General features: G+C 43.0%; 20 protein-coding genes. 14 read left to right on the forward strand and 6 right to left on the reverse strand.

Features of this window, described 5'->3' with window-relative positions:
- Positions 1–129 precede the first annotated feature (129 nt).
- From QZZ55_RS03835 to QZZ55_RS03850, 4 genes are all read left to right on the forward strand, one after another.
- Positions 130–1,311, forward strand: coding sequence for an EAL domain-containing response regulator (locus QZZ55_RS03835; RefSeq protein ID WP_293265495.1), 1,182 nt, complete (start codon positions 130–132; stop codon positions 1,309–1,311).
- An 88-nt stretch (positions 1,312–1,399) separates the two neighbouring features.
- The gene (locus QZZ55_RS03840; protein WP_293265497.1) at positions 1,400–2,641 is read left to right on the forward strand and encodes an HDOD domain-containing protein; all 1,242 of its coding nucleotides are present in this window, start codon (positions 1,400–1,402) and stop codon (positions 2,639–2,641) included.
- Between the two features lie 56 nt (positions 2,642–2,697).
- A complete protein-coding gene (locus tag QZZ55_RS03845) occupies positions 2,698–5,391 on the forward strand; it encodes an EAL domain-containing protein (RefSeq protein WP_293265499.1) in 2,694 nt (897 codons plus the stop codon).
- Positions 5,388–6,140, forward strand: a complete 753-nt coding sequence (locus QZZ55_RS03850; protein ID WP_293265501.1) for a sulfite exporter TauE/SafE family protein — start codon at positions 5,388–5,390, stop codon at positions 6,138–6,140. The genes QZZ55_RS03845 and QZZ55_RS03850 overlap by 4 nt, the downstream gene beginning before the upstream one ends.
- 64 nt (positions 6,141–6,204) lie before the next feature.
- On the opposite strand, the gene ilvD is transcribed toward QZZ55_RS03850, so the two are convergent.
- Entirely contained in the window at positions 6,205–8,049 is a 1,845-nt protein-coding gene (ilvD, locus tag QZZ55_RS03855; protein WP_293265503.1) for a dihydroxy-acid dehydratase, read from the reverse strand.
- A gap of 169 nt (positions 8,050–8,218) precedes the next feature.
- Here ilvD and QZZ55_RS03860 point away from each other — a divergent pair, with 169 nt between their 5' ends.
- From QZZ55_RS03860 to QZZ55_RS03885, 6 genes are all read left to right on the forward strand, one after another.
- Entirely contained in the window at positions 8,219–8,485 is a 267-nt protein-coding gene (locus QZZ55_RS03860) for a hypothetical protein (protein WP_293265505.1), read from the forward strand.
- Complete coding sequence (locus QZZ55_RS03865; RefSeq protein ID WP_293265507.1) at positions 8,478–9,143, forward strand: Crp/Fnr family transcriptional regulator; 666 nt, start codon at positions 8,478–8,480, stop codon at positions 9,141–9,143. The genes QZZ55_RS03860 and QZZ55_RS03865 overlap by 8 nt, the downstream gene beginning before the upstream one ends.
- 75 nt (positions 9,144–9,218) lie before the next feature.
- The gene (locus QZZ55_RS03870; RefSeq protein WP_293265508.1) at positions 9,219–9,410 is read left to right on the forward strand and encodes a DUF2892 domain-containing protein; all 192 of its coding nucleotides are present in this window, start codon (positions 9,219–9,221) and stop codon (positions 9,408–9,410) included.
- Between the two features lie 241 nt (positions 9,411–9,651).
- Positions 9,652–9,930, forward strand: coding sequence for a PepSY domain-containing protein (locus QZZ55_RS03875; protein WP_293265510.1), 279 nt, complete (start codon positions 9,652–9,654; stop codon positions 9,928–9,930).
- Between the two features lie 15 nt (positions 9,931–9,945).
- Positions 9,946–10,623, forward strand: coding sequence for a response regulator transcription factor (locus QZZ55_RS03880; RefSeq protein ID WP_293265512.1), 678 nt, complete (start codon positions 9,946–9,948; stop codon positions 10,621–10,623).
- Between the two features lie 6 nt (positions 10,624–10,629).
- Entirely contained in the window at positions 10,630–11,991 is a 1,362-nt protein-coding gene (locus tag QZZ55_RS03885; protein ID WP_293265514.1) for an ATP-binding protein, read from the forward strand.
- Here the strand turns inward: QZZ55_RS03885 and argA are convergent.
- From argA to QZZ55_RS03905, 4 genes are all read right to left on the reverse strand, one after another.
- The gene (argA, locus tag QZZ55_RS03890; protein WP_293265516.1) at positions 11,988–13,328 is read right to left on the reverse strand and encodes an amino-acid N-acetyltransferase; all 1,341 of its coding nucleotides are present in this window, start codon (positions 13,326–13,328) and stop codon (positions 11,988–11,990) included. The genes QZZ55_RS03885 and argA overlap by 4 nt on opposite strands.
- Positions 13,321–14,499 (reverse strand): acetylornithine deacetylase, encoded by a 1,179-nt coding sequence (argE, locus tag QZZ55_RS03895; protein WP_293265518.1) that lies wholly within the window; start codon positions 14,497–14,499, stop codon positions 13,321–13,323. The genes argA and argE overlap by 8 nt, the downstream gene beginning before the upstream one ends.
- Before the next feature lie 83 nt (positions 14,500–14,582).
- A complete protein-coding gene (locus QZZ55_RS03900) occupies positions 14,583–15,848 on the reverse strand; it encodes an inorganic phosphate transporter (protein ID WP_293265520.1) in 1,266 nt (421 codons plus the stop codon).
- A 22-nt stretch (positions 15,849–15,870) separates the two neighbouring features.
- Complete coding sequence (locus QZZ55_RS03905) at positions 15,871–16,551, reverse strand: TIGR00153 family protein (protein WP_293265522.1); 681 nt, start codon at positions 16,549–16,551, stop codon at positions 15,871–15,873.
- A gap of 275 nt (positions 16,552–16,826) precedes the next feature.
- Here QZZ55_RS03905 and QZZ55_RS03910 point away from each other — a divergent pair, with 275 nt between their 5' ends.
- Together QZZ55_RS03910 and glnE are read left to right on the forward strand one after the other, a co-directional pair.
- Positions 16,827–17,471: a CYTH domain-containing protein gene (locus tag QZZ55_RS03910; RefSeq protein ID WP_293265524.1), complete on the forward strand. Its 645-nt coding sequence runs from the start codon at positions 16,827–16,829 to the stop codon at positions 17,469–17,471.
- Between the two features lie 165 nt (positions 17,472–17,636).
- Positions 17,637–20,546: a bifunctional [glutamate--ammonia ligase]-adenylyl-L-tyrosine phosphorylase/[glutamate--ammonia-ligase] adenylyltransferase gene (glnE, locus tag QZZ55_RS03915; RefSeq protein WP_293265526.1), complete on the forward strand. Its 2,910-nt coding sequence runs from the start codon at positions 17,637–17,639 to the stop codon at positions 20,544–20,546.
- A 94-nt stretch (positions 20,547–20,640) separates the two neighbouring features.
- On the opposite strand, the gene QZZ55_RS03920 is transcribed toward glnE, so the two are convergent.
- Positions 20,641–21,636: a branched-chain amino acid aminotransferase gene (locus tag QZZ55_RS03920; RefSeq protein ID WP_293265528.1), complete on the reverse strand. Its 996-nt coding sequence runs from the start codon at positions 21,634–21,636 to the stop codon at positions 20,641–20,643.
- A 461-nt stretch (positions 21,637–22,097) separates the two neighbouring features.
- Here QZZ55_RS03920 and QZZ55_RS03925 point away from each other — a divergent pair, with 461 nt between their 5' ends.
- Positions 22,098–23,009 carry an ELM1/GtrOC1 family putative glycosyltransferase gene (locus QZZ55_RS03925; protein WP_293265530.1) on the forward strand — a complete coding sequence of 304 codons (912 nt, stop codon included), beginning with the start codon at positions 22,098–22,100 and terminating at the stop codon, positions 23,007–23,009.
- Positions 23,006–24,118 (forward strand): glycosyltransferase, encoded by a 1,113-nt coding sequence (locus QZZ55_RS03930; RefSeq protein ID WP_293265532.1) that lies wholly within the window; start codon positions 23,006–23,008, stop codon positions 24,116–24,118. Before QZZ55_RS03925 ends, QZZ55_RS03930 begins: the two co-directional genes overlap by 4 nt.
- Positions 24,119–24,132 lie beyond the last annotated feature (14 nt).

Consider the following 24,132-nt stretch of genomic DNA (forward strand, 5'->3'; position numbering starts at 1 on the left):
GCTAATAGCTAAAGTCTTATAAAAAGTATGCCTTTATCTTGAGGTGTGTGTAGCGTCTCACTTATAAACTTAGCTATACTTATTTCATTCGGGTTTGATGAAGAATGGATTCATATGGATATTCGGGCGATGAGGTGCTTAATCCTCGACGATAGCAAAGCAATAACCGGCATGTTACATGCTATCGTTCAGGGGGAGCTCAAGGCAGCAGAGACGTTGGTTGCAAATAATGTAGCCGATGCAGTTGTGATGCTAGATGAGTCTGCTCCTATTGATGTTATTTTCTGTGACCTTAATCTACCGGATGTTGATGGGGTAGAGTTCCTTCGAATACTATCCAATAGGCGCTTTCAAGGCTACATTATAATTGTTAGCTCAGTTCCCCACCGTGTGCTTAAATCAGTTGAGCACTTGGCACGTAACCTTCATTTGAAATTCTTAGGCACCATTATTAAGCCTATTTCTCAACAATCGATAATGCAGCTATTAAAGAATATTAAAAGTTGCGACGACGTTGTCAAAGGGGCTGGAGCAACGGTATTAACTATACCTGAGTTAGAGCATGCTTTAAAAAAAGGATATTTTGAATGCTATTATCAACCTCAAATTTGCGCTTCAACTCGTAGAGTTTTAGGTTTTGAAGCTCTTGCAAGGTTAAAAAATCCAAAGAAAAATTTAATTTTTCCCGATGATTTCATTTCTTTAATGGAACAGCATCATTTGATTTTTAGTCTGACGAAAGATCAAATTGTTACTGTGTTTAAGCAATGGCAGTTATGGCATCAGCAAGGGCATTGTTATCGCGTAGCTATTAATATTTCTGCACTTTTATTAGATGAGTTAGATTTACCTAGTTTTATATTGGCTCAAATCCAAAAATATGGCGTTAAACCAGAGTTAATTACACTTGAAATTACCGAGTCATGCTTAAGTGAAGATCGCATACGGGCGTTAGAAGTGCTGAGTCGGCTTTCAATGTACGGTGTCCATTTATCGATTGATGATTTCGGTACAGGTTATTCATCTATTGAGCGACTGCAAAGTATGCCGTTTACAGAAGTGAAGATTGATCGTGTATTTGTACAAAACGCGGCAGCTCATGAAAGTGGGAGGCCTGTGATTGATTCGATGATTGGAATGGCTAACCGCTTGGGGTTGCGTGTTGTTCTAGAAGGCGTTGAAACATTAGAACAATGGCAAATGGCTTGTCATTCAGGTTGTGACAGTTTACAAGGGTATTTCATAGCTAAGCCGATGAGTGCAGATCAACTGGATGCATGGCTAGTTGATTGGAAAGAAATGACTGACTAAAAAGCAGATGAAATTTGGCGTATTGTTAGGGTTGGATGTTAATATTCGCATAGCTTTTTTATCCATATGTCTGTAGTCGGAGTGTTTTGTGTCAAAACTTGCATCTACTCTTAAGAGCGATGATCAACTTAGTGTCTTGATGGCACGTCAGCCAATATTTTCAAAAAGCCAGGATGTTGTTGCCTTCGAATTGCTATTTCGTGGACAAGCAGATGCTGGCTTACAGGCCATTAAAGATGATGTAGCTACTTTCGATGTGGTAATGAATACTTACGCTAACATTGTGGCGAATGAAGGCAGTAAAAGAGTGCCCTGTTACCTTAAAGTGACTGATAAGGTGCTGCTTAATGATAGCTTGCCAGAGTTACCGCCATCTTTATTTTCTTTAGAAATTCTGGGACGTTCTGACATAACGCCTGAATTTATTGCGAAAGTGAAAGAGTGTGCACAAAAAGGCTATCGGATAGTACTGGCTGATTATGACCCTAATGACTCACGTTTTGATCGTTTACTGAATGTTATTCATGTACTTAAATTAGATATTCAGAAATTAGGCTTATCTGAACTGCCGAGTATTATTAATAAGTTAAAGTCTTATCAGTTAGATTTACTGGCTGATAAGGTAGAAACAAAAGATGAATTTCGCCAGTGTCTTGAAATGGGCTTTTCATTGTATCAAGGGTACTTTCTTAGCCGACCAGTGCCGGTAAAAGGAAAGAAAATTAGTAGCAACAAAGTACTGTTATTGCAGTTGCTTGGTGAACTTGAGCAAGACAGCGCTACGGGAGCTTCTCTTGAAGGGATCGCCATTAACGATCCCGCTTTAACGTATAAAATACTAAAAGTAGTAAATTCTGCCGCGTTTAATGTTCCGCGCGAAATAAACTCTCTTTCCCATGCGATTACTTTATTAGGAATGGAGCAAATTCGGCGTTGGATTATGCTTTTCTTAACGACGGCGCAAGATGGTAAACCAAACCAATTAACACGTAATATGTTAATACGTGGAAGAATGTGTGAACTGTTGGCGGAGTTGTCGGGGCACACCAATACTATGAATTATTTTATAGTGGGATTGCTTTCTCAGTTGGACGCACTCTTTGATATTGAAATGAAAGAACTTTTAAATGAAGTTCCTCTAAGCCATGAGCTTAAGGATGCATTGTTGCAGTTATCTGGTCCCATGGGTGAAACACTAAAAGATGTGGAAAACTATGAACGAGGGCAGTTTGACCAGCTCAGTGGTAGTGTTGATCGTCCTTTATATGAAGTGGCATATCGACACAGTTTAAAGTGGTCTGAGCAAGTCATGAATGCTCTGTTAAGCTAGATAGTGTTTCAATGAGCAGCATCTTTTAAATTAGCTAATAAAAAGGGGATCAGCAGGTGAAGCTATTCACAGCTGCGCTGTTATCGCCGGTCTCTATACTCGTATTTGTTCTTATTCTTTTGATCGAATTGGTATGGTTGCCTGAGGTATCTAGCAACATATTGGAAGAACGGGTGGCTGAGGCTGATCGTTCTATCCATCTTGCGGGTGAAGCCGTAAAATTATCGTTGCCAGCTACGAAAAAATGGCTCCCTTCATTGAATACTCAAGACGCTATGTGGCGCCATATTTTTCTTATATCACCTAATACCGCTAATGATCAGCTAGCCCCTCCTGCTGAGTATGGTGGTGGGGCTAAGTTTATTAGTTACCCTATAGAAAACAGTCCGCTAATAATCGGGGCGTGGGTTAACTCAGACGCTATTGTGATGCAAGTAAGAGACTTTGCTCGTAAGCTTGAAGTAATAATCTTAATATCGGGCGCTCTTTTTGCAGCTTTATATGCTTTTCTACAATATAAATTATTATTAAAACCTGTGTTACTAGTGGCTCGTGAAATTGAAAAATCTTCTGCGGGCAGCGCTGATTTTCAACTATCTAATATGGCAGCAAGGCTTTTTTTAAAGCCTATTCTCACCTCATTGTCGGTGATGCAACGTTCTGTTTCTGAACAGCGTCAAACATTTAAATCCCAGTCAGATCAACACCTTATTAATGAAGAGCGCTTCAATAAAGCCCATGATATTGCTCACTTGGGTTGCTGGGAGTGGATATTAGGTGAGGATCGTTTTTGGTACTCTGATAGCTTGAGCTCAATACTGTTTATAAAAGGTAACCAACAACTAAGTTTGGAAAACTTTATATCCGGTGTCCATCCCGCAGATCGCAGTGAAGTAGTAAAGAAGCTGCGAAAAATGAGAGATGATGCCCATTCAGTAGAGCTGTGCTTTAGAGTGTCGGCTTTATCGGGTGAATATCGTCATGTTCAGCTACTGAGTAGTGTCGTATTGGATAACCACGGATGCGTTAGCCGAATATGTGGGACGTGTCAGGATATTACTGAGCACAAAAACATAGAAGCATCTTTGAAGAAGCTATCAAGCGCAATTACGCATAGTGGATCAAGTGTAATGATTACCGATGTTATCGGTGCTATTGAGTATGTGAATCCTAAATACACAGAAACAACAGGGTATTTATTGTCGGATGTCATCGGGCAACAGCCGGAGTTGCTTAGCCGAAAATTGATGAAGCCTGATTACTATGAAGCACTTTGGCAATCGCTATTGTCGGGTAAGCATTGGCGTGGTGAGCTTCGAGGGAGAAAGAAAGATAGTAGTACTTTTTGGTCCCTTGTCTCTATTTCGCCTATCAATAATGAATACGGGGAGTTAACGCACTTTGTTATTGTTTGTGAAGATGTTACCGAGCTTAAAGATGCGCATGCTCGAATGGAGCGCTTGGCCTTATATGACGAGCTAACAGGCTTGCCTAATAGGCGCTTCTTTTTCAGTGAACTCTCACGATTATTTGAACAGGATGTGATGGAGCATCCGTCCGTTGTTATGTTGTTGGATCTGGACTTTTTCAAAACGGTTAACGACACCCAAGGGCATAGTGCGGGTGATAGGTTGCTCATTGAAGTAGCGCAGCGTTTGGTTGGTACCTTGCAGGATGGTGATATAGCTGCACGCCTTGGGGGGGATGAGTTTGCGATACTCATTAACCCAGTAAATGATATTGATTATGTTGAAGTCGTTGCGCAACGGATACTAAACGAAATTGCTCGCCCATTTTACATTAATGAACATGAAATGCAGATTAGTACCAGCCTCGGCTTGGCTTGGCTGCCAAAAGATGGTCATACCCCTGAAGCGCTTTTGAAACACGCTGACCTTGCCATGTATCAAGCTAAAGATATGGGTAGGAATCAGTATCGTTTCTTTACCGAAAGCTTGCATGACCAACTTCAAGAGTACATTCGTTTTTCTAGAGAAATGCCAAAAGCGTTGGAGTCTAATAACTTTAAGCTTGAGTATCAGCCACAAGTGAATCTTAAAACTGGTGCTATTATCGGGGTTGAGGCGTTGATTCGTTGGGAGCATCCAGAGCTCGGAGTCGTTTCTCCTGATCACTTTATTCCGGTAGCAGAAGAGACTGGCTTTATTGTGCCGTTAGGGCGCTGGGTACTGAAAACGGCCTGCAAAACGTTAAAGCATTTGGCGTTGCATGATATGTCTCATATTAAAGTAGCCATTAATCTATCTTCTCGTCAGTTCCGTGACCCTAACTTGCTAACAATGATTCGGCATATGTTACGAGAATATGAGGTTGACCCTTCATCTTTAGAGCTAGAAATTACTGAGTCTCTTTTGATGCATGATATTGGTCTGGCAATAGAAACATTAAAAGAGTTGCAAGCATTGGGCATTACTATCGCTATTGATGACTTTGGTATTGGTTATTCATCGTTTAATTATCTGAAAACGTTACCGATTAACGTGCTTAAAGTAGATAGGGAGTTTATAAAAGACATTCCCGACCACCTGGATGATATGGAAATAACAGCTGCAATGATTTCTATGGCACACCGTTTGGGCATGACGGTTGTTGCTGAAGGTATTGAAACGGAAGTGCAACAGGTATTCCTTGAAGAGCATCATTGCGATATTGGGCAGGGTTACTTGTTTAGCCGCCCAATTGAGCTACAAAAATTGATGGCATTGCTAGTGAAACAAGATACTGCATGATGTCATGGTTGCCTGATGGGTTAAGCTTTATTGATTTAGCTCTTCTCGTCAGTCTGAGTTCTTTTACTTCGATGATGACGGCTGCTGTCGGTATTGGTGGGGGCGTTTTATTATTGGCCGTTATGGCTCAAATTGTTCCTGTTCAAGCGTTGATTCCTGTACATGGTTTGGTGCAGCTAGGGTCAAATGGCAATCGAGCTTATCTGACTCGCCAGCATATCGATTGGAAAATGAGCCGTTTGTTTATTCTGGGAGCAGTAATAGGTGCCGTTATTTCTGCTTGGATCGTTGTTCAGTTGCCATTGGATATTATCCGTTTGAGTATCGCATTTTTTATTCTATTTCTTGTTTGGGGTCCAAAGCCTAAAGCACTGATACTTTCAAATAGTAAGTTAGTTTTCGCTGGTGCTGTGACAACGGTTATTTCAGCTTTTGTCGGCGCTACGGGGCCTTTGGTAGCTGCATTTATACATCGTCAGAATATGGGTAAATTACCTACCGTAGCAACGTTTGCTGCTTGTATGTCATTTCAGCATATGCTGAAAGCGGTAGTTTTTATTACGGTTGGCTTTGCTTTTCAAGATTGGATATTAGTTATTCTTCTGATGATTGCTAGTGGGGCGTTGGGAACGTGGATAGGGCTGCATATATTGAAGTCGTTATCTGTGGAGGTTTTTAAACAACTCTTTCGTTGGGTCGTAACGCTGTTGGCTCTGCGCTTATGTTGGCAGGTATTTTTTTCTGGCTAGGCATAAGTTATTCGCAAATGAAAAGCCCTGCATATGTGCAGGGCTTTTTATAATAGAAGGATAATTAGTCCAACATGCTTAAGTCTCGAACGGCGCCTTTATCCGCTGAAGTTGCCAGTAATGCATAGGCTTTAAGTGCTGCTGATACTTTGCGTGGGCGAGCTTCAACAGGTTTCCAGCCATCTTTACCTTTAGCATCCATTGATGCGCGGCGTTTTGCTAACTCTTCATCAGATACAAGTAAGTTGATCGTTCGATTAGGAATGTCGATACGAATCTTATCGCCATTTTCTACTAAGCCAATAGCACCACCGGCAGCAGCTTCTGGCGATACATGGCCAATAGACAGCCCTGATGTTCCACCAGAGAAGCGACCGTCAGTGAGGAGTGCGCACTCTTTACCTAAACCTTTCGACTTGATGTAAGAGGTTGGGTAAAGCATCTCTTGCATGCCAGGGCCTCCCTTGGGCCCTTCGTAACGGACAATAATGATATCGCCAGCTTTTACCTTGTCGGCGAGAATATTAGCAACTGCTTCATCTTGTGACTCGGTTACGTGTGCCGATCCTTCAAACACTAGAATAGAATCATCAACACCTGCTGTTTTAACTACACAGCCATCCAACGCAATATTCCCCGTTAGTACTGCAAGTCCACCTTCTAAAGAAAAAGCGTGCTCAATAGAGTGAATACAGCCATTCTCTCGATCACCATCCAGTGTTGGCCAGCGTGTAGATTGGCTAAATGCAGTTTGTGTGGGGATGCCTGCAGGGCCGGCTTTGAAAAACTCAATAACGGCGGGTGATGGGTTGCGCATGATGTCCCACTTTTCCAAGCCTTCAAGCATTGTTTTGCTGTGTACGGTTGGTAGGTCGGTATGCAGTTTTCCAGCACGAGCCAGTTCACCTAGTATGGCGAAAATACCGCCTGCGCGATGTACATCTTCGACATGATAAAGAGGCGAATTAGGTGCCACTTTACACAACTGTGGAACGGTGTGGGAAAGACGATCAATATCAGCCATTGTGAAATCGATTTCAGCTTCTAGTGCAATGGCTAGTAAATGCAAGATAGTGTTTGTTGAGCCGCCCATCGAAATATCTAGAGTCATTGCGTTTTCAAAGGCTTTGAAATTACCAATGTTGCGCGGCAGAACTGACTCATCATCTTGTTCATAATATCGTTTTGCTAAGTCGACGATGCGCTCGCCTGCTTCTTCGAACAAGCGACGACGGTCACTGTGAGTTGCGAGCATTGTTCCATTGCCCGGTAATGACAGTCCCAGTGCTTCGGTTAAACAGTTCATTGAGTTGGCTGTAAACATGCCAGAGCATGATCCGCAGGTTGGGCAGGCAGAACGCTCGTATTCAGCAACTTTCTCATCAGATGCTGTATCGTCAACGGCGATGACCATGGCATCAACCAAATCTAATTTATGTTCTGAAAGCTTCGTTTTGCCGGCCTCCATTGGTCCACCGGAAACAAAGATGACCGGGATGTTAAGGCGCATACCGGCCATGAGCATTCCTGGAGTTATCTTGTCACAGTTAGAGATGCATACGAGTGCATCGGCGCAGTGGGCGTTGACCATGTACTCTACGGAGTCGGCAATGATGTCACGTGAAGGCAGCGAATAAAGCATACCGTCATGGCCCATTGCGATACCATCATCAACAGCAATGGTATTAAATTCTTTAGCAACACCGCCTGCTTTTTCTATCTCACGTGCAACCAGTTGTCCCATATCTTTTAAATGAACATGTCCGGGTACAAACTGGGTGAATGAATTGGCAATGGCAATGATTGGCTTATGGAAATCGTCATCTTTCATACCAGTGGCGCGCCATAAAGCGCGGGCACCCGCCATGTTGCGGCCAGATGTAGAAGTCTTAGAGCGATAAACGGGCATGAAAACATCTCTCTGTTAGTTGTTATTTATAGTGATCAGAAATTATACCAGAAACTCTGCTCGATGAAGAATTCACTCTCTGCAACGTTAATTAATAAAATGGTGGGTTTAAATGGACTGCAAAAACTGGGATAGTTTGGTGACAATAGTAATCAAGTTGAGATTTTCCATGTCTAATGACTCCTTTAATAAAAACCTCACTAGTAAACAGAAAATACGTTCTGATAAATGGTTACAAAGATTGATGAAGGCCGGTATTCCTCTGGCTATTGTTAGCGTTGCTAGCTTGTGGTTAGGGCATCTGTTGGCTAACCCGGCTTTTGGCAAGCTATTTATAGTAACGTTACCTTTAGCTTTATTAGTTGGCTTTACGTACAACATCCGTTATGTGATGTTAGCGGTAAGAGAGCAGCGTAAAGCAGCTTCAAATGAATGATATCCTCGGTACGCTTCCTTTTATCGATGACTTAAACGCTGTTGAGTCCCAAAGGCTAAGTAATGCTCAACTTATCTCTATGGAGGAAGGTGCTGTTCTTCTACGCCAGGGCGATACCTGTAAAGCTTTTCTGATACTTATTGAGGGGAGTGTTCGCGTATTTGGTCGTTCTTCTCAAGGTCGAGAGCTTGAGATGTATCGTATCGAAAGAATGGGAACTTGTGTATTAACTACCTCCTGTTTGCTTGCTGGGCAAGCTTATCCAGCTGAGGCGGTAGTTGAAAGTGATGCACGTCTTCTTTTAATCAAAGATGAAGACTTTTCTTTTTTAATGTCGGGATCGGCAGCTTTTCGTAGTTTTGTGTTTGATTCGTATTCTGAACGCCTGAGTAGTTTGTTTGTGCTGATTCAATCCATTGCGTTTGAGAAGATAGAAATACGTTTAACGCGTTATTTGTTGCAAGAAAGTCGTAGAAGCTTAGTTTTATCTGTTTCTCATCAGCATATTGCTGATGCATTAGGGACGGCAAGGGAAGTGATTAGTCGGCACTTGAAGATAATGGAGCAGCAGCAATGGCTTGCTCTATCACGAGGTCAAATTATGTTACTAGCTCCTTTGTTAATGAAGGACTTTCTGAAAGAGCAGGACTTAATGTGACTTTTGTCACTGTGTTAGGTGTCAGTTAAATGAATAATTCATTTGAATAAACACAACGCTGATGGAGACACAGTCATGGAAAAAAACATAGGGTCGGTTGATAAAATTTTACGAATTTTGGTTGGTTTAGCTCTCATTGCTTTGGCCGTTGTTGGCCCTCAAATTGTGTGGGGTTGGATTGGTGTTCCATTTATCCTTATTGCTCTGTTTGGTTGGTGCCCAATTTATAAAATCTTAGGCGTAAGTTCTTGTAAGTCTTGTAATTAAAAAAACAGATTTTTTCGATTTAAGCAGGTAAATCACCTGCTTAAATCATAGTTGCTCTTTTATTAATCCATAGTTCATGGTTAATAAGTCATATTAACCTTACGACTATTTAATCAGTTTTATGCTTTGATACCCTGATTTATTGTCTTGTTTTAGCAACGTTATTGATAGAATGCGCTATTATTTTCTAATATATGTGTGTTTGTTATTTTTAGACGCTAAATTCAAGAGGGTAAAATTCATGCTTCATGCCCGAAATCGCCTAATACTGAAGCGCATGATGGGATCAATTGTGTTGTTGATGGTGCTTTGTGGTGCTGTACAGGCAACACAAGATACAGATACTATTGTCTTGAGTGATGCTATTGAAATAGCGAAGAAAGCATATGGCGGTAAAGTGGTAAAGGCAGACAAGGTCACATTAGACACTGGCATGGCATACCGTATCCGTTTGGTTAACAATGGACATGTAAAAGAAGTGCTGGTCGATATGATTAGCGGGATTCTATTACACCCATAAAGTCAGGAGCATTAAATGAAACTGTTGGTTGTAGAAGATGATGCTGATTTGCGTCGTCAGCTAGTCAGTGGGTTAGAATCAAATGGATATACAGTAGAAGAAACAGCTGATGGTCAAGAGGCGCTTTATCTAGGATCTGAATTTTCTTATGATTTGGCTATTGTTGATCTGGGGTTGCCTTCTTTGTCTGGGGTTGAGTTGATTAAGCAATGGCGGGCGCAAGAACGTAACTTCCCTATTCTTATTTTAACAGCACGTAGTGATTGGCAAGATAAGGTTGAAGGTTTAGAGGCCGGCGCTGATGATTTCTTAGTGAAACCGTTTCATATGGAAGAGTTGATGGCGCGTTTAAATGCCTTGCTTCGACGGGCTGCGGGTCATGCTAAACCAGTATTGGAATTTGGTAGTTTAAGCATCGATACTGTAGGGCGCGTAGTATCTTGTGATTCCAAACCTATTAAGTTAACCAGCTATGAATATCGGACGCTGGAATACTTGATGTTGAATGCAGGTAAAACAGTATCCAAATCTGAGTTAACCGAGCACCTGTACCACCAAGATTTTGACAGGGATAGTAATGTACTTGAAGTATTCATTCGACGTTTACGTCAAAAACTTGATCCTGAACAAAAGCTCCAGCCTATTACGACAGTACGTGGCTTGGGGTATAGGTTTGACCTCTCTTCCTCTTAGTACTCAATGCTAAAATCTACTGCTGGCTTAGCCTCTCGTTCGTTAAAGGCGCGATTGTTGATCGCGTCTTTTATCTTGTTGCCTATGATTATTGGGGTAGCTGGGTACGCACTACAAAATTCCTTTGCTTATAGTTTGCAAGCATCTTTGGAAAAGCGTTTGCGTTTGCAAATTTACTTAATGATTGGTGCTGCAGAAATGCAGGGTGGAAAGCTAGTGATTGGTGAAGCGCAGCAGTTGCGTTTGGGTAGCGATACCTCGGGGTATATTCATACTCACCTAGGGTTCCCGCAGTGGCGTTCGGCTAACTCTACCGAGTTTAGTTCTGCAGTACAAGACGCTATAGTCTCTTCAAGAATACGTATTGGAGAGACCCGTTTTCTATACTTCGAAGACGAAAATCTTTATCTTTATCAGTACCCTCTGCAGTGGGATGATGGCTCTATGGCTCGTCGTTACTTATTTTCTATTATTGAAAATGGAGACGAAGCAACAGCTGAGTTAAACGCGTACAGAACCCAACTGTGGGGCTGGCTATTTGCGGTCACGGTGTTGGCCTTAATGTTGCAAACATTAATTACTCGATGGGGTTTGAAACCGCTAAGTACCTTAGTTGATGATCTCCATAATATTGAGCGTGGTTACTCGACTCGTTTAGAAGGTTATTACCCTGAAGAAGTTCAAGGGGTGACTGATAGTTTAAATCACTTGTTGCATAGTGAACGAAATCAACGAGAAAGATACCGAAATACGTTAGGTGATTTAGCACATAGTTTGAAGACGCCATTAGCGGTGATAAGAGGCGCTGGTAATGAGCAGTTGCTCTATGAGGGGTATCGTAACGTCGTGGATGATCAAGTACGACGTATGGATCAGATTGTGCAGTATCAGCTAGCGAGAGCCGTTAGGAGTCAGACAAATACTATTGCTCATGCAACGCCTTTAGCGCCCATTATTAAGCGAATCGCTTCGGCACTAAGCAAAGTGTACCGCGAAAAAAATGTTGATGTTAGCTTGTTGCTTGATGAAACGGCACTGTTTGGGGCTGATGAGCGAGATATGATGGAGCTGCTGGGTAATATGCTTGAGAATGCTTTCAAGTATTGTCACTCGGCGGTAAGAGTTTTATTGGTAACGGAGCCTGAGTGGGTTCAGCTAAGTATTGAAGATGATGGTCCTGGTGTTTCACCTGATATGCGCCATGTTATTTTACAGCGTGGGGCGCGTGTTGATACTTCTGCAGCACCTGGGCAGGGCATTGGTTTGACCGTCGCTGTAGATATTTTGAGTAGCTATGACGGTCAATTAGAAGTGGGGGAGTCCACATTAGGTGGTGCGCGGTTTAAAATTACTTTACCTGCCGGTTAGTTAATTTTCTTACTAAATACTTTAGAATTCCTTTGGAAGTTATACAAAGTTTGCTTCTGGTTAGGTAGCAGTGTTGTCGGCATTTCAGAAAAACCGTGCTCAATAAACCAGTGGGCAGTTCGCGTTGTGAGCACGAATAAAGCCTCCAGTTGTAGTTCGCGAGCATTGTTTTCAATAGCGCTTAATAGCATTTCGGCACGGTCTTTTCCTTGATAAGCTTTAGCGATAGCCACACATGCTAGTTCGCCCATTTTTTCTTCAGGGAATAGATATAGAGCAGCGCAGCCTATGATGGCACCATCGCGCTCAACAACAAAAAACTGTTCTACTTCTGCTTCCAGCAGGTCGCGTGACCGGCGTACGAGAATACCGGTTTCTTCTAAGGGCTTAATGAGTTCGATAATACCACCAACATCTTCTATGTTAGCGGCTCGAACTTGTTCGTAAGACTCTTGAATGACCATGGTTCCAGCACCGTCACGGGTATAGAGCTCCGCGAGTAATGCACCGTCATCTTTGTAGCTAATTAAATGACATCGAGGAACGCCGCCAGCACACGCTTCTGTTGCCATTTGTAATGACTTTGATAGCTCTGTATGGGCTGTTTCAGGGTTGTTTCGCTGGGAATGGTACTGGTGCAAAAAGCGCTCGGCAGTTCTTGCTAGTAGTTCGCTGCGTAATACCCCTCGGCTGTCGATAATGCCTTTTTCAGCCCCAAATAAAATTAGCTTGTCTGCTTTAAGTGCAATAGCTGTTTGAGAGGCGACTTCTTCTACTGGAAGGTTGAATATCTCCCCTGTGGGCGAATAGCCAAGATTGGATAGCAGGACAATATTATCTTGATTTAGCTGGCCGCGTATTCCTTGGTGGTCAATACGACGAACTTCTCCTGTATGGCATAGATCGACACCGTCATAAATACCAATCGGTCTTCCTGTGATGTAGTTACCAGAGCAGACTCGAATTTCAGCGCCATGCATTGGCGTATTTATTAAGCCCATGGATAGTTTTGCTTCAATTGTGCTTCTGAGAACGCCAATAGCCTCTATTACGCATTGCAGTGCTGTGTTATCTGTGACGCGCAGGTCGTGATGTAGGTATGTATCAAGCCCTTTTTTATTGAGCCTTTCTTCAATTTGTGGGCGTGCGCCATGTACTAATACTAGGCGGATTCCCAAGCTGGTCATTAAGGCGATATCATGAACAATATTGTCGAAATTATTATCAGCAATCACTTCCCCGCCAAGCATCAAGACAAAGGTTTTTCCTCTGTGGGCATTGATGTAAGGCGATGAGTGACGAAACCAATTGACGTAATTAGTGCTTTCATCAGCCACTTTTATGTTCCTCGTGGGCATCTACACAATAGCGTTGAATCATCTGTGAGAGAATTTCAACGCTCGGATTAATTTGATCTAGCGCCAGAAATTCATCTGGTTGGTGTGCTTGATTGATACTGCCAGGTCCCATAATGATAGTTTCCATTCCCAATGCTTGTAAGAACGGAGCTTCTGTACCAAAAGCTACTGCTTGAGCGGTATGTCCAGTTAGACGTTCTGCCATCTGTACGAGTGACGCATTTTGTTCCGTTTCAAATGAAGGTATTCCGGAGAATAGCGGCTGGCAATCTATAGTGACACCAAACTCATTTTCAATAGGCTCTACACGTTTAGTAATATCTTCTCGTACTAAAGATAAGTCCATTCCCGGTAAAGGGCGGACATCATATTCCAACTCGCATTGACCACAGATACGGTTGGGGTTGTCGCCTCCATGAATGCAGCCTAAGTTTAAAGTGGGCACACTCACACTAAAAGCACTGTTTGTATAATTTTGCTGGAGGTGTGTGCGGTATTTAATTAGTTCAGACAGAACTGAATGCATTGCATCAAGCGCGTTTGCACCTAAAGAAGGGTCTGATGAGTGCCCAGAGTTCCCTGTAATTCGGATGCTCTCCATCATTATGCCTTTATGCATTCTGATGGGGCTCATTTCTGTTGGCTCACCTATGATAGCGTAGCGAGCTTTCGGCTTGCCAGCATCTACGAGTGCTTGGGCACCGGACATCGAGCTTTCTTCATCGGCTGTAGCTAGGATGATGAGTGGTGCAGCTAAAGGGGTCTCAATAAATTTTCGGGCGGCCTCTATAGCGATAGGAAAAAAACCTTTCATATCACAGGTGCCCAAGCCATACAGTTTATTATCTCGTTCGGTCAAAGCAAAGGGGCTACTTTTCCAAAGCTCTTCATTACAAGGAACAGTGTCTGTATGGCCTGATAGCACCAGACCACCCGGTCCTTTTCCTAATGTGGCGATTAAGTTAGCTTTCCCTGGGTAGCCAGGTACGGGCATGATTTCAGTTTGAAAGCCAAGATTATCAAGCCATTCTGCCAATAAAGTGATGACAGAAAGGTTACTCATATCGCGACTGGATGTTGTTGAGCTGATAGAAGGCGTAGCGATTAGCTGGCCTAACATTTGTAAAAGATTTGGAGTTTTTAGAGACATAAAAAAGCCTGCACATTTTTTAAGCTATTGTGCAGGCTTTTTTTTAGAAGGTCGAGTGTAACTGACGCTAAGGAAATGTCAGGTCAGACAAAAATACCTTTAAACATAAAGAAGAACATTATTGCTAAAAAAGCACCGGCAGGCAGGGTAATGACCCAAGAAACAAAAATTGTACCTACGACATGTAAGTTCAAAGCAGCTAAGCCACGTGCTAAGCCTACACCTAAAACGGCACCTACTAAGGTGTGCGTTGTAGAAATCGGTAGCCCAGTTCCAGAAGCGACTACTACGGTAGTTGCAGCGGCTAAGGTAGCAGCAAACCCGCGACTTGGTGTTAATTCAGTAATGTTATTACCCACAGTAGCGATTACCTTGTGACCATACATTATCAAGCCAGCAACGATACCAGCACCACCGAGTAAAAGAATCCATACTGGCATGGCTGTTTTTTGAGCTACTTCACCACCAGAACCTACAACGCCAACGATTGCAGCAAGAGGGCCTACAGCGTTAGCTACGTCGTTAGATCCGTGTGCAAATGCCATGGCACAAGCAGTAAACATCATTAATACTGCAAAAACTTTCTCCACACTGGCAAAGTGATAGTCGCGATCGGCCGCAACATCTACTTTTACTTTTCTTAGCATGACAATGCCGACAAGCATTGTGACTATCCCCACACCGACAGAGATAAGCGCGCTATGACCCCAAGATAGATCTAAGCCAATATGCTTTAATCCTTTAGTAAACGTTACCATTGAGATGATAAAGCCGACCATGAAGATATACATAGGTACGTAGCGCTTAGCGTTTTTAAATGGATCTGCCGTATCTAAAATCAGCTTTTGGACGCTCCTAAATAAGAAGAATGCAAAGAAGCCTGCGGTGAGAGGGGATACCACCCAACTGGCAACAATTTTAGAGACTTTAATCCAGTTGACAGCATCAACAGAAATGCCGACAGCAGCAAAACCCACAATCGCTCCGACAATTGAGTGCGTAGTCGATACAGGCCAGCCATAATGCGTAGCAATTAATAGCCATATACCTGCAGCTAGTAATGCTGAAAGCATACCAAAGACAAGTAGTTCAGGTGTTCCGGAGAGTAGCGCCGGATCAATAATGCCTTTACGAATGGTAGCGGTTACAGCCCCACCAGCTAAGTATGCACCAGCGAATTCGAAAAGGATTGCGATTAAGATAGCTTGCTTTAACGTGAGTGCTTTAGAGCCGACAGATGTGCCCATAGCATTGGCAACATCATTTGCACCAACACCCCATGCCATAAAGAAACCAAACACGCATGCGAGAATGATAATGATATCGCCGTATTGCGCAATAATATTCATATCTATGCCTATATGCTAAAAATTAACGAGCTAGGAGAAGCTGCAAACGGCTTCCTACCTGTTGCGCGCGATCTGCAAGATCTCCAATCCATCGAATGACCTTGTATAAAAACATGGCATCGATAGGATGGAGTTGTTTTTCGATAATAAATAGCTGAGAGCGGATTTCACGCTCGAATCCATCATTTATGTGCTCTAAGTCGTCTAGTTCTATGAGCATGCGCTCAACCACTTCGACTTCACGTCCACGAAAGCCAGTACTCACTAGTTCGTCGAGTTCATTCAATGATTGAAGAGCTTGCTCAGATGTTGCTAGCGCTGAGCGTACGAAATCCAGCATGAGTTCCTGAATTTCTGCAGGGACTGGCATTTCTCTTCCCAGCATAATGCCGCAAATATCTTTGGCTCGGTTGGCTATCTTGTCCTGCATACGTAGCAATTCAAGTAGGTCCGTACGAGGAACAGGAAGAAAAATGCTGTTAGGTAAGTGTTGGCGAACATCCTTTTTCATAACATCAGCTTCGCCTTCGAGTACAGCAATGATGTGCTGTATTTTCTTGGCTTCTTCCCAATCATCAGCTATCACTGCTTCAAAAAAGGGAAGTAACTGAACAGCACAAGCGTGTGCTTTTGCAATGTGTTCTTGCATCGGTTTGAACGGTGAACGAGCAAACATTTGCAGTATCGGATTATTGGTGACCATCACCCTCACCTATATAGGATTTAGTTCGCGCGAAGTATACGAGGAGATGTCATTAATTTGTAGTAGTAATGACATAAAACTTTAAATTTAAATGATGAAATTTATATCATGAGTGTTAGTAAAGGCTGTAACAGTAATGTAAGTCGAAATCGCTGGGGAAGGTTAAGTATATATTTATATTGCCCTTCTTTTTGTTGCGTGAGTAATGCATATCTTTTTTGACTTTAACGATAGCATTCGAGTTAATACGGTTACTACGATTAGGAAAACTTCAGATGGCTATAGAAACTGAAATAAAATTGACGATACCTGCTCATTTGGTCTCACAGGTTAAAGCATTGCTTGTTGCTAGTGGGGCTTCGCAGCTAAAAAAGCGAAGATTACTTAATTGGTATTTCGATACGCCAGACTTGAAATTATCAGCTGAGAAAGTGGCTTTAAGGATCAGAGAACAGGGTGGCACCTACATACAGACTTTAAAAACCAAAGGCCAAAGTGTTAACGGTTTACATCAGCGTGCCGAATGGGAGTGGGTAATAGAGGAACCTGTGTTACAGCTTGAGCGGTTGTTGGAGACGGAGTGGCCTCTGGCAGCACAATCAAATGAATGGGCGAGTGATCTTCAAATAATCTTTGAAACTAACTTTGATCGTTCCATCTGGATGCTGGAACAAGCAGGAACGCTTGTTGAAATTGCTCTTGACCAAGGTGAAGTAAACTATAATTCCATAGCCGGTGATAATTATGTGGATGAAATCTGCGAGTTAGAGTTAGAGCTTAAAGAGGGCAGTGTGGAACAGCTATTAGCAATAAAGTCGGAATTGGTGGCTGCAATTTCCGAGCTACAACCCAGCGATATTAGTAAAGCTCAAAAAGGTTATCAGTTGTATTACAAGGCTTCAGAGGCAGGTATTAGTTAATTTTGTTTAAGTGTTGTCGTTGCTTCCTTGAATAGGATGGCTAATAGTCATGTATTAGGTTTTCTCGATAGAGTCTAGTGGCACGCTTTATGATAAGGGTCATCCTTATTGCTTTATGAGTTTGCTAAGCTTCCAGTATATTTTTGTTCAAGATGGAGTTCTTCTATGCAGCAACCCGATTTTTCACTTGTTCCTTCATCTTTGCATACGTTACTTAGCAAACAGTGGGAGCGTTTGCAGGGCGTTCTCACAGAAAATGCCGCTCTACTTGTGGATGCTGTTCAGGAAGATTTACTTCGTGTGGCGATGGGTAGCGATTTTGTTGTTGATCAACTTATTAAATATCCACATTTGCTGTCTGAGTTAATAGCAGATGGTGTATTGGATCGAGAGTATCTGAGTGATGAATATGCAAAACGCCTTGCTGCAACAATAGCAGAAATAGACTCTGAAACCGCTATGATGAGTTTACTGCGACGGTTTCGGCAGCGAGAAATGGTTAGGCTTATTTGGAGAGACTTAACACGTAAAGCCGCGATGGTTGATACCACAAGAGAGCTGAGCTGGTTAGCGGACGCTATGATCGATGGCACGCTAGATTTACTCTATGAACAAGGATGTGAGCGTTGGGGAATACCTTATGGTGTATCTCCTGAGAGTGGAGAGAAAGAGCAGCAAAGAATGGTTGTTTTGGGAATGGGTAAATTGGGTGCTAATGAGCTTAACTTATCCTCAGATATTGATTTGATCTTTTGTTTCCCAATGAATGGTGAAACGGAAGGTGTCCGCAAGACGCTGGCCAATCAGGACTTTTTTATACGCTTAGGGCAAAAGTTGATACAGGCGCTGGATACTCTTAATGCTGAAGGCTTTGTTTTTCGTGTAGATATGCGTTTACGGCCTTTCGGTTCTGCTAGTCCTTTAGCCTGTAGTTTTGCAGCAATGGAGCATTATTATCAGGACCAAGGCCGTGATTGGGAACGTTACGCGATGATCAAAGCGCGTGTTGTTGCTGGTGATATGGATAACGGAGCTGAGTTGTTAGCTCAGCTAAGGCCCTTTGTTTACCGTAAATATATTGATTTCAGCGCATTTGAATCGCTGCGCGAAATGAAAGAGATGATTAACCGGGAAGTTCGTCGTAAGGGGTTGGAATATAACGTTAAACTTGGTTCAGGCGGAATCCGAGAAGTTGAATTTATAGCGCAAGCTTTTCAGCTAATCCGTGGTGGTAGGGATAGTCGACTACAGCAGCGTGAATTACGTAATATTTTACCTTTACTGCCTGAGCTAGTAGGGATGCCTGAACAAGCGGTAGGAGAGTTAATGGGTGCCTATACCTTCTTACGAAATGCTGAACATGCGATCCAAGCCGTTGCGGATAAGCAGACGCAAGAGTTGCCCCGAGATGACCTTGGCCAGGCACGCCTTGCGTTTAGTATGGGGTTTGATGAATGGTTATCATTTGAAACAACGCTAACTGAACATCGCGCTACTGTCAGTCGGCACTTTGCTGATGTGATTGCGCCTGCACAAGAGCAGGGTGAAGCAGGATCGCAACAGAAAACAGAGTGGTTGGCTCTTTGGAGTGAACAGCTTTCAGATGAAGAGGCTATTCAGGTTATCACGGAGAGTGGTTTTGATGATCCGAGCAGGGCGCTCAAGCTATTAATGGATTTGAAAACTTCCCGAACAGTGCAAATGCTACAACAAACAGGGGCTGATCGTTTAAAAGTAGTGTTGCCAACATTGCTTGATATGATCGCTCAAGCTAGCAATGCGACAGAAACGCTTGCGAGAGTTTTGCAGCTAATTCAGTCAGTTCTTCGTCGTTCTGCTTATTTAGTCCTATTGGCAGAGAACCCAGCCGCTATGCAGCAGTTGGTTAAACTATGCTCAAGTAGTGTTTGGTTTGCTGATCAGTTAGCAAAAAAGCCGGTATTACTCGATGAGCTAATAGATCCGCGTACACTGTATTCCCCACCAGATAAAGAACAGCTAGGCGCAGAGTTGCGTCAACAGTTATTGAGAATCCCTGAAGAGGATACCGAGCAGCTGATGGAAGCTCTAAGGTATTTTAAAAGTGCGCATTTATTGCGTGTTGCCGCTTCCGATATTACGGGTGTTCTGCCTTTAATGAAAGTCAGTGATTATCTCACTTGGTTGGCCGAGGTTATTCTCGAAAGTGTCTTGGATGTTGCGTGGCGAGTCATGGTTGAAAAGCATGGCCGACCCATGAAGCAGGCAGGCGTTCCTTGTGAGCTGGATTTTGTTGTTGTTGGTTATGGAAAGCTAGGAGGCATTGAGCTTTCATATGGCTCGGATCTTGATTTAGTATTTATTCATGACAGTGATTCAAATCTGTCCACTGATGGTGACAAATCGATTGCGAATTCAGTGTTCTTTACCCGGTTAGGTCAGCGGATTATTCATATCTTAAATACCTTTACGGCGGGTGGTCAGTTATATGAAGTAGATATGCGGCTGCGCCCATCAGGTAATTCCGGTTTGTTAGTGAGCTCGCTTAAAGCATTCCAAGAATACCAGCAAAAAGAAGCGTGGACATGGGAGCACCAAGCCTTAGTGCGTGCTCGAGTGGTTGCTGGATCTTCGCGTTTAGGTGAGGAATTTGAGCAAGTTAGGGCATCTATTTTACGACAAAAACGTGCACCTGAAGAGTTGAAAACTTCTGTAGTCGAAATGCGAGAGAAAATGCGTGCTCATTTGGGAACATCGGCAAAAGAGGCAGAAACCAAGAGTATTTTTAATCTTAAGCAAGATCTTGGCGGTATTGTGGATATCGAGTTCCTCGTGCAATACCAGGTGTTAGCGAATGCCCAGCGTTATTCTGAATTATACGAATTCACTGACAACATCCGCATATTAGATGCCATTGAGAAAACAAAGCTATTGTCAGCTGACGATGCCGATGCTTTACGTGAGGCATATAAAGCTTACCGGGCTGCTGGGCACCGGTTAACACTGCAAGAGCAGTCCAACGTTATTAGTGAAGGTGATATGAAGGATTGCCGCGCTTTAATAGCTAGGATATGGGGTTCTGTTATGGAGTCTTAAAGTCGGGGTTATAAGTGGGTAGAAAAAAGCCTGACGTTGCTAACATTGAGTTAAGTACGGTCAGGCTTTTTTATGGGCGTATATGATGCGAAGCTTACACTCGTGTTAACCAGCCATGTTTGTCTTCTGCTTTACCCCATTGGATATCGTTGAGTGCTTGGCGAAGTTTTAGTGTTGTTGTACCAACGCCACCATTACCTACGCTGTACTCATTTCCTTTGTGGAGTAAGGTGCCTACTGAAGTCAGTACAGCTGCTGTACCAGAAAGCGCTGCTTCACAGCCGGGTTTAGCTGCACGTTCTAACAGTTCTTCAACGCTTAGTTGGCGCTCAGAAACCTGCATGCCCATATCGCGAGCAATGGTTAGAATTGAATCACGTGTTACGCCATGTAAGAAACTCTCATCCAATGCTTTGGTAATGACCTCATTACCGTCAATCAATAAAAAGTTGGCCGCACCTGTTTCTTGGACGTCGCCATTTGGGCAGAACAATACTTGATCTGCTTGTAATTCTTGTTTGGCCTTGGCTATAGGGTGCAAAGCACTAGCGTAATTCCCGCCGCTCTTTATCATTCCCATATGAGGAGCACAACGCATCCCATCTTCCTCTAAGAGCAAGCGTAGTGTTGTATCGCCCCCGGAGAAATAGTCACCTACGGGTGAAAGCAAGATATATTGGCAAGATGTTTGTGTTGGCGCTGCTGCTTTACCGATAGCAGGCTCAGTACCAATGTGTGTTGGGCGAATATACATAGAGCCCGGAGGCTCAGGAACATCACTTGCGAAGCGAGTAACGGCATCTAAAATCATTTTTTCAGTGGCGCTTTTATTGATCGCAGGCAAGCTTAGCAAACGGCTACTCTGAGCAAAGCGTTCTAGATTACGGTCCATACGAAAAATATTGACGGAACCATCAGAATGACGAAATGCTTTTAATCCTTCAAAACAAGTGCTCGAGTAATGTAGTACATGAGCCCCCGGATGAAGCTGAAGGCTGTCGCTTGAGACCATCTCAGCTGAACTCCAGTTTGAACCATCAAACCAGGAGATTGCCATTTCAGGCATAAAAACAGTACCGAACGCTGCCATGTAAACTACCTCAAAAAAATCAAAAAAGAGTGAAAAATTAAGCGACCACGTTGCCAAAGTGCAGGCATAACATATTTGTAGTGCTTTTATAGGACTTTATTACTAGATTGTAATCATCACAGAGACAAAAGGGAATTGCTTGTGCATGCTAAAAAATATAACAGTCTCTCAGTGGGTGTTTAGATAAGACTCTTGTATTATTAAGTCCAGAGATATGTTGTGAAGTCTATTATCAGTAGAATCTGGTGGTTATCTACTAACTACTTAATGAGTGGCCGTATACGAACTGTAGAATACAGTTGCTTTGCTCGTGTCTGGAGTGATGACTATTTGTTGAAATCGGGGTGTTGACTCATTTATGTGGCTTTTAGTCTTTTCGCTTAAAGATGAAGAGTGTGTTGTTTGGTCGTGAAGTTATAAGATCGCTTCCCTCTTTCTTAATTCATTCCAGTAGGAAGTACATGCCTGATATTTGTATTGTAAGTGACGGTAAACCTGGGCATCTGAATCAGTCGCTTGGGTTAACCGAGGCGTTAATCAGAGTTAACCCCTTACTGACATATGAGGTACGTCCCTCTGCTTCATTGTTGCAACTAATTAAATTGTTGCTTATTCGTTTGACGACGACGCCTGAGCCTTCAAATATTAAGATTTTTATTGGGGCAGGGCATCAAACACATTTGTCGTTATTGCTCTATGGCAAATTATTAGGTGTGTCAAAGGGTGTCAAAAACATTGTGATGATGACTCCCTCTTTCCCTTTGAGGTGGTTTGATCTTTGTTTTATACCTGAGCATGATCAGCCTGAAACACTGTCAAATGTGGTTGAAACTTGGGGTGCCTTAAATCGAATGGTACCGAGTGTTAAGAAAGAGCGTACGGGTTTGATTTTATTGGGTGGGGCATCAAAACATTGTCTTTGGGATGACAGCCATGTTTTGGAACAATTAGAGATGTTAGTAGAAGCCGATAATGAAGTAACCGAGTGGGTATTGACGACATCACGCCGCACGCCTCATTCAATTTTAGAAAAGCTACCTTCAAAGGTGTTACCCATTAAGATAATACCTTTTGAAGATACTGACGCTGAATGGTTGCCTGAGAGGTTAGCTGAAGTTGAAAAATGCTGGGTAACTGAAGATAGTGTGTCTATGGTATATGAGGCTCTTACGGCGGGTTGCCGAGTTGGTTTGATTGAGCTTGAAGCCAATAGTAAAAAAAGCAATCGAGTTGCTAGAGGGATCTCTCGTCTAAGAGCGTCTGGGCGTGTGATTACTTTAAGAGAAAATTCTTGGTCGGGAGGGGACCTACCGTTGCCATTATCAGAAGCTGATCGTTGCGCAAGCCTGATTATTCAAAAAGGTTGGTTATGAAAGTTGTTCAAGTACTTCCTGATTTGGATGGTGGCGGGGTCGAAAGGGGAACCTTAGAAATTGCTGAGGCACTTGTCGATCAAGGACATGAATCTGTGGTTATTTCCGCTGGTGGCAAGATGGTGGGCGAATTGGAGGCTGCAGGCAGCCGTCATGTGACATGGGATTTAGGTAAGAAATCTTTACTAACCTTTCGGCATATATGGGCAGTACGACAATGGTTGTTAGACGAGCAACCTGACATTCTTCATCTACGTTCTAGAATGCCTGCATGGGTTATGTGGTTTGCCTGGCGAGGTTTGCCGCAGAAGCACCGCCCGCACTTGGTGACAACGGTGCATGGGCTTTATTCTGTTTCACGTTATAGTGCGGTCATGTTAAAAGGCGAGAAAATCATCGCTGTATCAGACACTGTTAAAGCTTATATTGCTAATAATTACCCCAATACAGACATGAGCAAAGTGGTTAGGGTTTTTCGGGGCGTTGATCCATATGACTTTGGCTATGCGCACCAAGCGACATGCGAGTGGTTGGCTGCATGGTACTTGCAGTTCCCGCAAACTAAAGGGAAGGTGATCCTGACACTACCCGGACGATTAACTCGCTTAAAAGGGCATCATGATTTTATTGCTCATATTGAACGTTTAAAAGAAGCTGGTCTGAATGTTTGCGGTGTGATTGTGGGTGGTGAGGATTTTAAACGAAAATCGTATGCTCAATCATTGTATGACAGTGTTGATAGCAAAGGGTTAGCTGATTCTATTGTTTTTACAGGGGCGCGCTCAGATATCCGAGAAATATATAGTGTGAGTGCAATTGTGTATTCATTATCGACTAAGCCGGAGTCTTTTGGCCGTACGGTATTAGAGGCATTAAGAATAGGAGTGCCGACGGTTGGTTATGACCATGGGGGAGTAGGGGAAATTTTAAGTGAAGTGTTTCCCTCAGGAAAAATTGAGCTGGGCAATGCTATTGCTTTGGATACAGTAGTTAGAACGCTGATTAAAGAAAGTGTAAAGCCTAACGAGAGTGCATGTTTTACAAAACACGATATGCTACAGAACACATTAGCCGTGTATGACACGGTTGTGCTTGGGACTGAAAACTAAGAGAAGCGAATATA

The sequence above is a fragment of the Neptunomonas sp. genome (assembly GCF_016744175.1).
In the GTDB taxonomy this organism is placed as follows: Bacteria; Pseudomonadota; Gammaproteobacteria; order Pseudomonadales; family Balneatricaceae; genus Neptunomonas.

Bases quoted from the DNA above. Each gene is read 5' to 3' on its own strand.
- QZZ55_RS03835 (WP_293265495.1), top strand. From the start codon at position 130: ATGAGGTGCTTAATCCTCGACGATAGCAAAGCAATAACCGGCATGTTA.
- QZZ55_RS03930 (WP_293265532.1), top strand. From the start codon at position 23,006: ATGAAAGTTGTTCAAGTACTTCCTGATTTGGATGGTGGCGGGGTCGAA.
- QZZ55_RS03865 (WP_293265507.1), top strand. From the start codon at position 8,478: ATGAATGATATCCTCGGTACGCTTCCTTTTATCGATGACTTAAACGCT.
- QZZ55_RS03885 (WP_293265514.1), top strand. From the start codon at position 10,630: ATGCTAAAATCTACTGCTGGCTTAGCCTCTCGTTCGTTAAAGGCGCGA.
- QZZ55_RS03900 (WP_293265520.1), bottom strand. From the start codon at position 15,848: ATGAATATTATTGCGCAATACGGCGATATCATTATCATTCTCGCATGC.
- QZZ55_RS03860 (WP_293265505.1), top strand. From the start codon at position 8,219: ATGTCTAATGACTCCTTTAATAAAAACCTCACTAGTAAACAGAAAATA.
- argE (WP_293265518.1), bottom strand. From the start codon at position 14,499: ATGTCTCTAAAAACTCCAAATCTTTTACAAATGTTAGGCCAGCTAATC.
- QZZ55_RS03870 (WP_293265508.1), top strand. From the start codon at position 9,219: ATGGAAAAAAACATAGGGTCGGTTGATAAAATTTTACGAATTTTGGTT.
- QZZ55_RS03880 (WP_293265512.1), top strand. From the start codon at position 9,946: ATGAAACTGTTGGTTGTAGAAGATGATGCTGATTTGCGTCGTCAGCTA.
- QZZ55_RS03875 (WP_293265510.1), top strand. From the start codon at position 9,652: ATGCTTCATGCCCGAAATCGCCTAATACTGAAGCGCATGATGGGATCA.
- QZZ55_RS03910 (WP_293265524.1), top strand. From the start codon at position 16,827: ATGGCTATAGAAACTGAAATAAAATTGACGATACCTGCTCATTTGGTC.
- glnE (WP_293265526.1), top strand. From the start codon at position 17,637: ATGCAGCAACCCGATTTTTCACTTGTTCCTTCATCTTTGCATACGTTA.
- ilvD (WP_293265503.1), bottom strand. From the start codon at position 8,049: ATGCCCGTTTATCGCTCTAAGACTTCTACATCTGGCCGCAACATGGCG.
- QZZ55_RS03920 (WP_293265528.1), bottom strand. From the start codon at position 21,636: ATGGCAGCGTTCGGTACTGTTTTTATGCCTGAAATGGCAATCTCCTGG.
- QZZ55_RS03850 (WP_293265501.1), top strand. From the start codon at position 5,388: ATGATGTCATGGTTGCCTGATGGGTTAAGCTTTATTGATTTAGCTCTT.
- QZZ55_RS03905 (WP_293265522.1), bottom strand. From the start codon at position 16,551: ATGGTCACCAATAATCCGATACTGCAAATGTTTGCTCGTTCACCGTTC.
- QZZ55_RS03925 (WP_293265530.1), top strand. From the start codon at position 22,098: ATGCCTGATATTTGTATTGTAAGTGACGGTAAACCTGGGCATCTGAAT.